At 49.9% G+C, this 12136-nt stretch carries 14 protein-coding genes; 9 read left to right on the forward strand and 5 right to left on the reverse strand.

What is annotated here, in order from left to right; translation table 11 throughout:
* Positions 1-70 precede the first annotated feature (70 nt).
* Together AK963_RS05710 and AK963_RS05715 are read right to left on the reverse strand one after the other, a co-directional pair.
* Positions 71-2005 (reverse strand): AAA family ATPase, encoded by a 1935-nt coding sequence (locus AK963_RS05710; RefSeq protein ID WP_066014503.1) that lies wholly within the window; start codon positions 2003-2005, stop codon positions 71-73.
* 47 nt (positions 2006-2052) lie between these two features.
* Positions 2053-2292 (reverse strand): helix-turn-helix domain-containing protein, encoded by a 240-nt coding sequence (locus AK963_RS05715; protein WP_066014504.1) that lies wholly within the window; start codon positions 2290-2292, stop codon positions 2053-2055.
* Between the two features lie 180 nt (positions 2293-2472).
* Between AK963_RS05715 and AK963_RS05720 the strand changes: the two genes are divergently transcribed.
* The 9 genes from AK963_RS05720 (at position 2473) to AK963_RS05760 (ending at position 8933) form a co-directional block, all read left to right on the forward strand.
* A complete protein-coding gene (locus AK963_RS05720; protein ID WP_175404449.1) occupies positions 2473-3090 on the forward strand; it encodes a helix-turn-helix domain-containing protein in 618 nt (205 codons plus the stop codon).
* A 109-nt stretch (positions 3091-3199) separates the two neighbouring features.
* On the forward strand, positions 3200-3517 hold the full coding sequence (locus tag AK963_RS05725) for a hypothetical protein (RefSeq protein ID WP_066014506.1): 318 nt from the start codon (positions 3200-3202) through the stop codon (positions 3515-3517).
* Between the two features lie 39 nt (positions 3518-3556).
* Positions 3557-3967, forward strand: a complete 411-nt coding sequence (locus AK963_RS05730) for a DUF7173 family protein (protein ID WP_066014507.1) — start codon at positions 3557-3559, stop codon at positions 3965-3967.
* The gene (locus tag AK963_RS05735; RefSeq protein WP_066014508.1) at positions 3967-4737 is read left to right on the forward strand and encodes an ATP-binding protein; all 771 of its coding nucleotides are present in this window, start codon (positions 3967-3969) and stop codon (positions 4735-4737) included. The genes AK963_RS05730 and AK963_RS05735 overlap by 1 nt, the downstream gene beginning before the upstream one ends.
* 15 nt (positions 4738-4752) lie before the next feature.
* Entirely contained in the window at positions 4753-5262 is a 510-nt protein-coding gene (locus AK963_RS05740; RefSeq protein ID WP_066014509.1) for a DUF669 domain-containing protein, read from the forward strand.
* A 217-nt stretch (positions 5263-5479) separates the two neighbouring features.
* Positions 5480-6532: a hypothetical protein gene (locus AK963_RS05745; protein ID WP_066014510.1), complete on the forward strand. Its 1053-nt coding sequence runs from the start codon at positions 5480-5482 to the stop codon at positions 6530-6532.
* Between the two features lie 15 nt (positions 6533-6547).
* Positions 6548-7024: a hypothetical protein gene (locus tag AK963_RS05750; RefSeq protein WP_066014511.1), complete on the forward strand. Its 477-nt coding sequence runs from the start codon at positions 6548-6550 to the stop codon at positions 7022-7024.
* Entirely contained in the window at positions 7014-8720 is a 1707-nt protein-coding gene (locus AK963_RS05755; protein ID WP_066014512.1) for a DEAD/DEAH box helicase, read from the forward strand. The genes AK963_RS05750 and AK963_RS05755 overlap by 11 nt, the downstream gene beginning before the upstream one ends.
* Before the next feature lie 12 nt (positions 8721-8732).
* Positions 8733-8933: a hypothetical protein gene (locus AK963_RS05760; protein WP_066014513.1), complete on the forward strand. Its 201-nt coding sequence runs from the start codon at positions 8733-8735 to the stop codon at positions 8931-8933.
* A gap of 48 nt (positions 8934-8981) precedes the next feature.
* On the opposite strand, the gene AK963_RS05765 is transcribed toward AK963_RS05760, so the two are convergent.
* The 3 genes from AK963_RS05765 to AK963_RS05775 are packed head-to-tail and all read right to left on the reverse strand — an operon-like array spanning position 8982 to position 12118.
* A complete protein-coding gene (locus AK963_RS05765) occupies positions 8982-10586 on the reverse strand; it encodes a recombinase family protein (protein ID WP_066014514.1) in 1605 nt (534 codons plus the stop codon).
* A gap of 57 nt (positions 10587-10643) precedes the next feature.
* On the reverse strand, positions 10644-11495 hold the full coding sequence (locus tag AK963_RS05770) for a dimethyl sulfoxide reductase anchor subunit family protein (RefSeq protein WP_066014515.1): 852 nt from the start codon (positions 11493-11495) through the stop codon (positions 10644-10646).
* A 2-nt stretch (positions 11496-11497) separates the two neighbouring features.
* On the reverse strand, positions 11498-12118 hold the full coding sequence (locus tag AK963_RS05775) for a DMSO/selenate family reductase complex B subunit (protein ID WP_066014516.1): 621 nt from the start codon (positions 12116-12118) through the stop codon (positions 11498-11500).
* Between the last annotated feature and the right edge of the window lie 18 nt (positions 12119-12136).

Genomic DNA, 12136 nt, shown 5'->3' on the forward strand with positions numbered 1-12136 from the left:
TGCATCGTGAAAGTTTTCAGGAAAATCGGGAGTTTTAGGCATGACATTAACGGGATGAACAACAGGCTATTTAAAGTATAAAGGCAATCGCAGAATTCGTGACATATTTTGAAAATGAAATTGGTATAAATCCCTGCTCAAAGCAGTCATCTTTCAGATTTCGAAGTTCTATTCGTGCTGAGGAAGGATCACGGCTGCCTTTAATGAGGTTACTTCGGGCATTACTGGTTAATCGGTTTAATGTCTCCAGAATTTTTCGCTGTCGATCGCCAAGGACGGTTTCCAGCCCTTTTTTGATTTTCAGGCTTTGCATCTCATCAGGCGCAAACTCCCTTAATACACAGCTGTATTGAGGCTCCCCTTCTTCGTCAACAAAAGGGAGGCGGACGGGATTAAAAAGAAACTTCACTGGCTCCGGCTCGTCGGCATCCTTCATTTTCTTGGTGGTTATAGTGACCTCGTCGTCCGACTTAACCACAGCATACTCGGCATCAAGGGCACCTTTGAGCGCACTGTTACCACGCGCCCGATCCTTGCTGCCAACACCGGTATGGTGAACGATCAATACATTGCACTGATACCTGGCACGCATCAGCTGATCGATGTGGTTGATGAAAGTGTTCATCTCCTTGGTGGCATTCTCATCCGCAGGACCGAAGTTTCTCGCCAGCGTATCAATGACAATCATGGAAGGAATTACACCACCGGTTTCTTCCACAATTTCCTGAATACTGGCACTGACCAAACGGGCATTGCCCAGGTCTGTGAGGGAAGCTGCACACTGGCTGATGTAGATGGGAGCATTGCGCAGGTTGTAGCCATGGGATACCTGCCATGCCATCAAACGACGGGATAACCCGTTGAAACCCTCCCCGGCAATGTAAAACACCGGACCTTGACGCTTAACTGGCTTGCCATGCCAATCCTTCCCTGTGGCCACGCAACAGGCCAGATCAATCGCAGTGAATGATTTACCGCAGGCAGGCTCACCGAACATCAACGACAGGCTGTCCATTTCCAGAAAGCCCTTAATCAGCCAGTTGATGGGCTTCACTCCTTTAACCAGTTCCTTCACATGGCTGAAGGCAAACTCCGGCTTGGTCACGGACAACGGTTCGATCAGAATGGCCGAACCGGGATTATTGCTGTTATGGGTTCGGGAAATGCTGGCAATGGTGGTATTCAGCTCGGCATCAGACAGTGGTGGATTATTGGATTGGTTCCATTGATCCAGAATCGACTTCACTTCCCGAAGAGAGACGTTCTGCCTAAGCAGTTGGCCAGCCATACTGGCGGCGGCATTATTGCGACCCTGACCCTCTGCGAGATTGCTCCCGTCGTGTGGCAGTGGGTACTGATCGGTAGAGAAGCCCAGATCACCCACCGGCTTATCTTCAACGGATTGACCATTGAAACCATTGATAGCGGCAATATCATCCGGCGTCAGCATGGGTAGATCATGACGATCATCAATCGCCATGTAGCCTTCGGTTTCCCATTGATAAAGGGTGCCGTCGGCATGGGTACTTCCCGGTGCCACCACGTAACCACCGATCCCACGCAGGTCGATCCGGTTCTTTCTTACTGAGTTGTGAATGGGATAGTCCGGGTTGACCTGAAAGTAGTAATGCTTGCCTTTACTGGTGAGGGCTCGTAATGGAGTGCGGGTAATGTTGCCTTCTTCAATAAACTGCACAGCTTCCGCACTGTCGGCATCCACCACCACAACCCCGTACCCGGTAATGATCGCCCAATTGGTATGTGGGTAGAGCCTGGTCCAGTTATCAATCGCACTGTCATCGGGGGCTTCGTCCTGATACTGCTTCCAGCGAAAGCGCGGTGCTTTTGGCCATTCCATTTTTGCTTTCTCTGCATCCCCTGAACAGCGTCCTTCTATAAACCAGGCAGGCGGTGCTTCAAAAGGGGAACCGAGCGGGACTATCGATAACCCGGCTTCGTTCAGTTTCCACGCTTCTGCCGCAGTGTTGGGCAAGTTCGCTTCCATACAAAGAGTTCCTTTTATTTTTTATGCAACAAGGGGAGGCATATCGCTTATGAACTGACGTCATCGGATTTCAGCATTTCCGGCGTCCAGTGGGGCACCATGCAGGACCAGAGCAATTGCTTCATACGGGAGATGGACTTATGGCCGTTTTCTATCTGGGAGAGTTCGCCTTTTGAGCAGCAGAGGAACTCCGCCATCTGCTCCATACTGATGCCTCGTTCGAGACGGTAGGCCCGAATCCGCTGACCCGGGCTTTTTGGTTGGGTAGGTTCTCGTGGGATCACCATCTTCCGGTTCCTTTTGGAAGTTGTGGAGATCAGATTATTGAACCCGGCCTTTTACATTGTCAATTTTTGTTTAATAAAATAGTGGGTATTCATACAGTATGTTTAAGCCACCAACTTTTCCCCATAATGGTTTTAGACAACAACTCGTCAATGTTTGCCAAAACCACAAGGGATCGCATCGTGAACTGGAAGCAACGCACCAAGGAGTTACTGGCAGAAAGAGGCATGTCGCAATCCGACCTGTCGAGAAAGCTGGGGGTTACCCGCGCCACCATCTCTCTCTGGCTGGGCGAATCCAGCAGTTACACCGACTACAACGTGTCCAAAATCCAGTACAAGATTGCCGCAGCACTGGATGTGCCCAAGGAGTATCTGGCCAAGGGCAGTGACCGCAACAAACCGCAGGGACGAGGTGTTCCAGTACTGGGCTATGAGGCTGTTGGTGAATGGTTGGAAGAGAACGTTTGTGACGACAACACCCCACTGATGTATTGCCCGATACTGTGCAGTCCAATGACGTACGCCATGAACGTGCGTGGCAGTGCCATGGATAGCCAGGGACGCTCTGGAGCCAGCTTTCCTGCAGGCAGCACAATATACGTTGATCCAAAACCACCCCTCAAAGAAGGCAATATCTGCGTACTGGAAGATAAAGAGATCCTGCTCGGCATTTACGAACGGGTGAACGGGCAGGATACCGTGGTGTTCCTCAACCCCAACTCTCCCCGATTGCAGGTTGAAAGCCTGAAGTACCACGGCACGGTCATTGGTATTTTCAGCACGGTAAAACCACACTGAAAGAAACACCAGAAAAACAAATCTTAATCAATTTTAAACATTCATTGACATCCACTGATTGTGTAGGCAGTCTTTATTTAACAATACTAAACAGATTGCCTAATCGATCATGAACAAAACGGATTTTTCTGCTGTTCAGGATGTTATCAGCACTCTCGCACAACAGGTGGTTTCGCTGCACAGCGAAGCCCAGCACCTCTCGCAACAAATCACCGCTGTTCAGTCCGAGTCCCAGTCCGCTGCTGCGGCTCTGCTTGACGTGATCCAGGACTACAACCGCCAGCTCAATGATCCAGAAGCGACAGTCAATCAGCTGACAGCCATCCCCCGTCGTTTTCGTTTCGGGGAGCTGCTGATTGATCTGACCAATGATCAGCAGCTGATGGTGACGTCCATCCCGGAACTCAGCGATCTGCTTCATGACTGACTGAGTTCCAACACTCCCCGGTAACCAAAGGAAATTGCGATGACCGAAAGCAATGATGCTTCACGGCTGGACAAGCTCGCCTACGAGTTGGAGCTGGCCAAAAAAAACGAGGAGCACGCCAGGAATCAACGTCTCGATATTGAGCAGCAGTTATGCGATGTGGTGGGCGTTAAAGAAGAAGGCAGTCAATCCAGCAAGGGTGACTACTACAAGGTCACCACCTCTTCTGGCTTTACCCGATCACTGGATCAGCAGAAATGGGAAGAGGTCAGTAAGCGCATTCCCCAATCCCTGTCTGCCAATCTGGTGCGTACAAAGGTTGAGCTGAACACCAAGCAGTTGAAAAGTTTGCAGGTGCTTGATCCAGCTCACTACACCATTGTGGCAGAAGCCATTACCACCAAACCCAAAAAGGTAGCGGTAAAGTACGAGCGACTGGAGGACAAGTAATGGCGATTACTCTCAAGTCCATCAGTCGTTCACAGGGTTTCAAGGCTCCGGCGCTTGCTTTGCATGGGTCGGCGGGTGTGGGTAAAACCACGTTGGCTGCCGGTGCTCCCGCTCCGTGCTTTATCTGTACCGAGGACGGACTGGGAAAACTGGAAGTGGATGCCTTCCCATTGATGACCTCCTTTCAGGACGTGCTGGATGCCTTGCATTCACTCTATACATCCGAGCACCACTTTCAGACGGTCGTGATTGACAGCCTCGATCATCTGGAACCGATGATCTGGCAGCACCTGTGCGAGCACTATGTTGGCCCGAAAGGAGAGCGTTACGACTCGGTTGAAGATTTCGGGTATGGCCGGGGCTTTATGTTCGCCCTGGATTTATGGCGGCAACTGTTGAGTGCGCTGTTTGCCCTTCGTAATGACAAAGGCATGGCCTTTATTCTGATAGCCCATTCCGAAATCAAGCGGTTCGAAAGTCCAATGACCGACAGTTATGACCGTTACCAGATCAAGCTTCATAAGCGCGCCAGCGAACTGATCATGGAGTCCGTGGATTGTGTGCTGTTCGCGGATTACAAAACCGTCATTGAGAAAGAGAAAGCCGGTTTCAATAAGGTGAAAACCCGTGGCATCAGTACCGGCCAACGGTACCTCTATACCGAAGCTCGTCCGAGCTTTGTCGCCAAAAATCGCTACGGTCTGCCGCCCGAGCTTCCGCTCAACTGGCAGGCCTTTAGTGACGCACTGACCCAAAAACCAAGTCCATAAATAAGGAGATGACCCATGGCACAGTTAGGTTTTAATGCCGGTGACTACGATCCCACCGATGAGTTTGAGCCGCTTCCTGCTGGTGAGTACCTGACCATGATCACCGAATCATCGCTGGAAAACACCAAGACCGGAGGCCGCATGGTGAAACTGACCTACACCATTATGGAAGGTCAGTATGAAAGCCGGAAACTCTGGTCACAGCACAACATTGAAAATCGGAGCCCAAGGGCAGAGGAAATCGGCAGAAAGGAGTTAAGCCGTATTGCTCACGCCATTGGCCAGCCCATGATCAGCGACACTGACCAACTAGTGAATCAAGTCATACGGGTTCGGGTGGTGATCAAAAACGATCCCGGCTATGGCCCTAAAAATGAAGTGAAAAAGTGGATCAATGTCGGTGGTCAGTCGATGCAGCAGGCACCCGCACCGCAACAGCAAACGCCAGCTCACAATCCTGTTCCTGCACAACAGGCTCCCCATCCTGCGACTCAATACACTGCACCACCGTGGGGGCAAAAGTAACCCGTCATCAGCAACAGGGGGCTTGCCCCCTTTATTTAGGGAAGAACGTTATGGTTTTCAACGCTAACGGAACCTCCGGCGGGAAGATTGATAAGGCACGATTCACCAAACGGCGGCCATCCAAAACCGAGAGAAAACGGAAACGAAAAGCCCAACGGATTGCCAGAAGGTTAAACAGGAAGCAAAAGTAAAATCGCACCAGGGAAGGTGAATCACTGTGAAAATCCCCGAATCCAATCGAACCACCATCAAGGCTGTTGTTCGGCATTATGAGGACAGCCAGGGCGATGCCTTCCGGGCTCACTTGGGTGGCTCTATCATTGGTCGCCCTTGTGACCGGGCTCTGTGGTACACCTTTCACTGGTGTACTGAAGTTAAGCATTCCGGCCAACTGTTGCGACTCTTTCAAACTGGCCATCTTGCAGAGGAACGATTTGTATCTGATCTGCGCAGTATTGGAATAACAGTGTTTGAAACCGATCCAGCCACTGGCAAACAGTTCACAGTTTCTGCCTGCAATGGCCATTTTGGCGGTTCATTTGATGGTGTGGGTCAGGGTTTTATTGAAGCCCCCAAAACCTGGCACCTGATTGAGATGAAAACCCACAATGAAAAGTCCTTCACCAACCTGGTCAAGAAGGGAGTGCAGGAAGCCAAGCCAGAGCACTATATTCAGATGCAGGTCTATATGTATCTGGCCAATCCTCAACTGACCAGAGCCTTCTATATAGCTGTGAATAAAAATACGGATGAGCTGTATGGTGAGCGGCTTTGTCTTGATCCGGTCATTGGTAAGGCGACGGTACAGAAAGCCGAGAGCATCATTGCCAGTGACCGACCGCTGAGCAAAATCACCGAAGACCCCAGCTGGTATCTCTGCAAGTTCTGCGATCACCAGGCTATCTGCCACGGTCAGAAGGCGCCTGCAGTGAATTGCCGCACCTGTATGCACAGCACGCCAATTGAGGACGGTGAGTGGCACTGCACCCGTCACGATATGGACATTCCTGAATCTGTACAGAAGTCAGGTTGTGAGCTCCACCTTTATAACCCTTACCTGTTAGATCAATTCGCCGAGCCCACGGATAGCGGTGAGTACTGGATACGCTATCGCCTGAAAGCTACGGGTGAGGAATTTGTTACCGGTACGGATAAAGGGCAGTTCACTTCACAGGAAATACAGGCAGTAGAAGACAAGCGCCTTTTGACCGATGAAGCGGTGGCAGGGCTGAAAGCGCAATTTGATGGAACGATTCAAAGTAATCAATGAAAAGGGAAATAAGCAATGGATCACTCAAAACGTTATCGATTTATAGCAGCCAGTAATCTGCCCATCGGAGATCAAATTGACCTGGTTGGTATCAATGAAAACAGCGAGCTGTGCATAACCGACTATCAGCAAGGCAATTTTTATCCACAGGTCAGCCACTATCTGATCGAAGATACATCATCATTTGATCAATACGCTCAGGCAGCATGCCATGAAACCATCAATGACCTGGAAAATCAGTTAGCCCAGTTTCAGAGCCAGTCCATCCAACTCAGGGATCTGTTTGCCATTGCCGCATTAATGGCTGAGTTCGCCTGCAACCGGGGCACTGGCATCGAGCCTGCCGTCAACTTTGCTTACACCATTGCGGATAAGATGCTTCAGGTAAGGAAGGGTGGGGATGGGAAACCAACGACCATGGATCGCAAAGCAACTGAGCGTGTAGCCAATCAAATCATCAACCAGATGAAGGGTTTTGATCGTGGCTTTTGAACTCCGCTGGTATCAGCAGGAAGCCATTGATGCCATTTACCGCTACTTCAGCAACTCGGATGGCAACCCGCTGGTTTGTGTCAGTACCGGGGGTGGCAAGTCCGTGATCATTGCTGACTTTATCCATGGTGTTTTGCAGCATTGGCCTGACCAGCGGTTTCTCATTTTGTCGCATGTGAAAGAGATCATTGAACAGAACCATGAAAAGATCATTACCCAATGGCCAGAGGCTCCAGCGGGCATTTACTCAGCCTCAATGAATTCCAGAAATACTGATGCTCAAATTCTGTTTGCCAGCATCCAGAGTGTTCATAAACGAGCTGAGGAATTAGGTCGCTGTGACTTACTCATTATTGATGAATGCCATCTGCTCAATAGTGAAAGTTCAGAAACGATGTACTCTCGACTGATTGCTGGTCTTCGAGACATTAATCCTGCACTGAAAATTGTTGGTTTTACCGCCACCCCCTACCGCATGAAACAAGGCTTGTTGACGGAAGGAAAGCAGCCCCTATTTGATGAGATTGTCTACGAGACCGACATTCAGCGATTAATCGACGATGGTTTTCTATCACCTCTGCGTTCCAAAGCTGGAAAAGAAAAAATTGATCTTGCTGGCGTCAGAACCCGGCAGGGTGATTACCTCACCAGCGATATGGAAGCGGCAGTTAACAAGAACGATGTTACCGAGAAAGCGGTGACTGAAATCATTCAGTACGGTCAGGAGCGAAGGGCATGGCTGATTTTCTGTGTCAGTGTGGCTCACGCTGAACAGGTAAAAGAACTGCTGATAACTGGAGGCATCGAGGCCGAGTGCATTACCGGAGAAACTCCAAAAGATAACCGGGCTCAAATACTGGCGGACTATAAAGCAGGAAGGATTAAAGCGCTGACCAGCCAGGGCGTACTGACCACCGGTTTTGATGCACCACTGACCGATATGATCGCCCTGCTTCGAGCCACTAAATCCCCTGGACTGTACGTTCAAATTTTAGGACGGGGTCTTCGCATCAGCCCTGATACCGGAAAGTCGGATTGCCTGGTATTGGATTATGGCGGCAATGTTGAACGGCACGGTCCCATCGACCGAATCACCGTAGACCGTATAAAAGCAGGCAAAGGCTCAGGAGAACCACCGATTAAGGAGTGCACGGAATGTTTTGAGCTGCTCTTGGCAGGCCTGCGGATCTGCCCTGCCTGCAACTATGAATTCCCGGAGCGGGAAAAGCACGAAGCGGAAGCATCCAGTGCTGCACTGCTGGCCAACCAGATTGAACCGGAATGGCTGGATGTGGATGAAATCATTTATACCCTTCATGAAAAATCAGGCAAACCGCCCTCAATGCAGGTCTCTTATCGCTGTGGTCTGGAAACCATTCGTGAGTGGGTGTGCTTTGAACATGGGAGATATGCACGGCAAAAAGCGGTCATATGGTGGGTAAAACGGGTTAATCATGAACCCTGCCCGGAATACACCGGCGATGCACTGAACCGGATTAACGAGGTTCGGGACATGAAAGAACCTTGTCGTATAGAGGTTATTCAAGACGGACGCTGGCAGCGGGTCAGGGCTTATGATTTTACCGTAAAATCCGGCACACCCAGCGAATGGAACGACAACCTCGGAGATCGCCCAAAACCACAGGGATTTAATGCTGACCATTTTGATGTCTTTGATACGGATATTGATTTTTAAGGAGGCAATGCCTTGGACAAGCATACAAAAAAAGAAGAGAGCACCGACCTTATTCAGCAGTGCATAAAGGATGACACGCTTGTTTATGCATTTGTGATTGCTAATGATACGGTGGATGAGTTTGCCGCTTTGGTGAAAGAGAAAAATCTCAAGGAGTGCAGTGTCCTGGTTTCGCTGGTGAATCAGTGGATTCAAGAGAACAGGGAGGCATGATTTGAATGATAATTGCTCACCACTCAGCCTTGCGATCTTGCGTAAGGCTTAAGAGCACACAGCCTTCTTCCTTCTGCGCTTTTGAAAATCCGACACATATTTTCCAATGCGCTTACTTCCCTTGAACACTTCAGATTCATAGTCTTTCCTGACCAGCACAGTGATTTCAATACCGGAAAGGAGATGAATGGTCACCTTGGTTCGGTAACCGTCCTCTGGCGAATGTACGACGATCTTCTCAACCAGATGACTCAGAGATTCAATGAAAGGCTGCTGATCCTTTTTCTCTGCTTTCTCCAAAAGGAAGCGTCGATGAAAGGACTTAACATGATCAATACTGGACGCCATTGATGGCGAGTTCAGCATATCCAGCCGGTTTTTCAGCTTCTCAAGTTCCTTCTCTGCAACCTCTATTTCATTCTCAATTCTGGTCGCAACTTCAATACCGGTTTTTGAACCCGCAGCAATCAGATCAACCAGATTGTGTATGCGCTGTTTTTTATCATCGATCAGGGATTGTTGACTGATGATAGTCTTGGAGAGCTTTGATTTTTCCTTATTGGCTGTCTTTTCCAGCATATCGTCTTTATCAATCAGCGAAAGCGCATAAAGCAGCGCCGTCTGGAATCGATTAACACCAAGGGACGATTTCTGCCCGCATTTCTGTTTTATATAGTGGCTGTAGCAAAGAAAAGCACTGGTCTGCCCTCGCCCCACATTACAGATAGATCGACCACAATCACCACAGAACATCAGTGTTTTAAAAAAGTTCACTGCCCGTTTTTCAGGCCTGCCTACCAGCATTTTTTTACGCTTGGCTATCATGGCATGAGCAAGGTAGAAAGTATCTTCATCCACAATGGCAGGAAATGCGTTGATATGTTCCTTGTTACTGGCCTCGTACAACCCCAGTACTTTAACTGATCTGAGCACTCTCTGAACTTTACTGGGGATGGCGTTGTAAACATCGCCATACTTGTCGTTTATGGTATTGCAGATATCCACATAGCTCAGGTTATCTCTGGCGCACAGTTTAAAAATGTCCTGAATCACCCTGGCCTTGTTTTTTATGATTTTTGGCTTGCCGCTGCTGATATCAATCCAGTGCGGATAAATGGTTGAACGACCCAGGCCACCATTACGAAGCGTATCCTCCATCTGCTTCCAGCTCTGTTTGATGCGCTTGGATTTGGTTTCGCTCTCTTCATGGGAGCGGCACATTAAGGTGATTGAAATCAGGAGAGGAGAAAAGTTTTTCTGGATTTCATTCTTGTTGTACGTCATGCCATCTATATGGGTATAGATGGTGATACCCGCATTGAGGATTCGGATAAACAACTCAAGAGCATCCATGATATTTGCCCGGCTGAGTCGATCCAGACTTTCTACCAGCAGGACGGCTGGCCTTTTGATCAGGCCATCATCCACAGCATTAAGAAAGCCGCCCAGGGCGGCTCGATCATCCAGGTTTTTTCCATGGTACGCAGACTTTCCAATATCGGTTAACTGGAAAGAGGTATCCATGATCCAGTCTTTTTCCCTGCATATTGCCTGACTGGCTTCTATCTGCCGTTTAATCCCACCACCGCTTAACTGCCTGTTGGTCGATATGCGATGGTAGGAGTAACAGTATATGGGAACATCAGTATTCATTATTGTTTTCCTCCTGATGCACATAACCATCGTGCATCAAAGATTATGGGAAAACAATTATAATATTCCGCCTGCAAACATATGCAGGTCGTAGAAGAAAATACGACCACACAGTTCAGCCGTCAGCACCAGAACTGTGCTCACGGCCGCCAGACCAACTGCAGAGTTATTGCCACGGGTTGCAGCAATCACCCAAACACCGAGACCAGCAAACAGCAGGCCAAGGCGGGCCAGCATCAGACTACCGTGGTAGTCAAACAGACCCAGTGGGTTGGCAGGCAGATCAACCTGACCCAGCCAGAACAGGTACAGTGGGTAACCCACCAGAACCAGACCCAGGGTGATAAAGCCCAAAGTGGCCAGTGCACGATCTGTGTTCTTCTGGAACGCACCCAGAGTAGCCGACTGACTTCTCAGCATCAGCGCTGCTGCAGGGAGACCCACCACAAAAGCGGTCATCACGAACTGGAAGATGGTCCAGCCGCTGTTCCAGGCCGGCACAGTAGACAGTGTGTAAACGTTGGCAATGGCCAGCAGTAACAGCACGCCAAGACCCATGGCGCCAGCCAGTACCAGCTTCTGCAGCTTTGGCAAAATGCCGAAGTGCACCATGGCCACATAGGTGAAAACAGCACCACCAAACAGAGACGTGGTCATGATCTCAACACTCAGTGCAGAGAGGTGTTCCAGACCAAAGATCACGTTCACAGCACGCAGTGGCTGACCCAGGTGGGTCATGGCTGCCGCGCCGGAGAGGCCCAGCAGCACCAGAACCACCATCAGCAGTTTATTCAACAGCTGCTGACGATTCGCATCGCTGTTCGCCATCAACAGGCAGGCCAGTACCAGGAACAGGCCAACGGTTCCCTGTGCCAGAACCGTAAAAAATACCAGTGGCAACTCGTGCATGGTTACACCTCCCGTGTGTTCATGATGCGTCCGGTCTTATCACCGGAAGGTTTGGCATGACGGCTCGCCTTCATCACCAGCGACGGCTCGGTCAGTGAAGAGTCTGGCAGTGGCGCGATGTCCGCTTCCGTTCCGTACTTGGCACGCAGTTCTTCGATGGGACCAAAATCCAGGGCACGCAGCGGGCAGGATTCGATACAGATCGGCATCTTACCCTGCTCAACACGGTCGAAGCAGCCATCACACTTGGTCATGACTTTCTTCTCAGCATCAAACTGAGGTGCGCCATATGGGCAGGCCATTTCGCAGTAACGGCAGCCAACACAGACGTCAGCATCTACAACCACCAGACCGTCCTTGTCACGCTTGTGCATGGCACCGGTTGGACATGCCTTGGTACAGGCTGGCTTGGCGCAGTGGTTACAGCTGATGGACGTGTAATAAGCAAACACGTCCTGGGCGTAGGTGCCGTCTTCGTTCTGAATCCAGCTACCGCCACCGTACTCATAGACCCGGCGCCAGTTCACACCGACCTTAAGATCGTTTTCATCTTTGCACGACAATTGACAGGTTTTGCAGCCCGTACACTTGGCCGTGTCGACATAAAATCCAAGTTGCTTCATCGAACTTTATTCCTATCC

The sequence above is a fragment of the Endozoicomonas atrinae genome, assembly GCF_001647025.1.
Classification (GTDB): domain Bacteria; phylum Pseudomonadota; class Gammaproteobacteria; order Pseudomonadales; family Endozoicomonadaceae; genus Endozoicomonas; species Endozoicomonas atrinae.

Coding starts and splice junctions, on each gene's coding strand:
- AK963_RS05710 (WP_066014503.1), bottom strand. CDS start 2,005: ATGGAAGCGAACTTGCCCAACACTGCGGCAGAAGCGTGGAAACTGAAC.
- AK963_RS05715 (WP_066014504.1), bottom strand. CDS start 2,292: ATGGTGATCCCACGAGAACCTACCCAACCAAAAAGCCCGGGTCAGCGG.
- AK963_RS05725 (WP_066014506.1), top strand. CDS start 3,200: ATGAACAAAACGGATTTTTCTGCTGTTCAGGATGTTATCAGCACTCTC.
- AK963_RS05730 (WP_066014507.1), top strand. CDS start 3,557: ATGACCGAAAGCAATGATGCTTCACGGCTGGACAAGCTCGCCTACGAG.
- AK963_RS05735 (WP_066014508.1), top strand. CDS start 3,967: ATGGCGATTACTCTCAAGTCCATCAGTCGTTCACAGGGTTTCAAGGCT.
- AK963_RS05740 (WP_066014509.1), top strand. CDS start 4,753: ATGGCACAGTTAGGTTTTAATGCCGGTGACTACGATCCCACCGATGAG.
- AK963_RS05750 (WP_066014511.1), top strand. CDS start 6,548: ATGGATCACTCAAAACGTTATCGATTTATAGCAGCCAGTAATCTGCCC.
- AK963_RS05765 (WP_066014514.1), bottom strand. CDS start 10,586: ATGAATACTGATGTTCCCATATACTGTTACTCCTACCATCGCATATCG.
- AK963_RS05770 (WP_066014515.1), bottom strand. CDS start 11,495: ATGCACGAGTTGCCACTGGTATTTTTTACGGTTCTGGCACAGGGAACC.
- AK963_RS05775 (WP_066014516.1), bottom strand. CDS start 12,118: ATGAAGCAACTTGGATTTTATGTCGACACGGCCAAGTGTACGGGCTGC.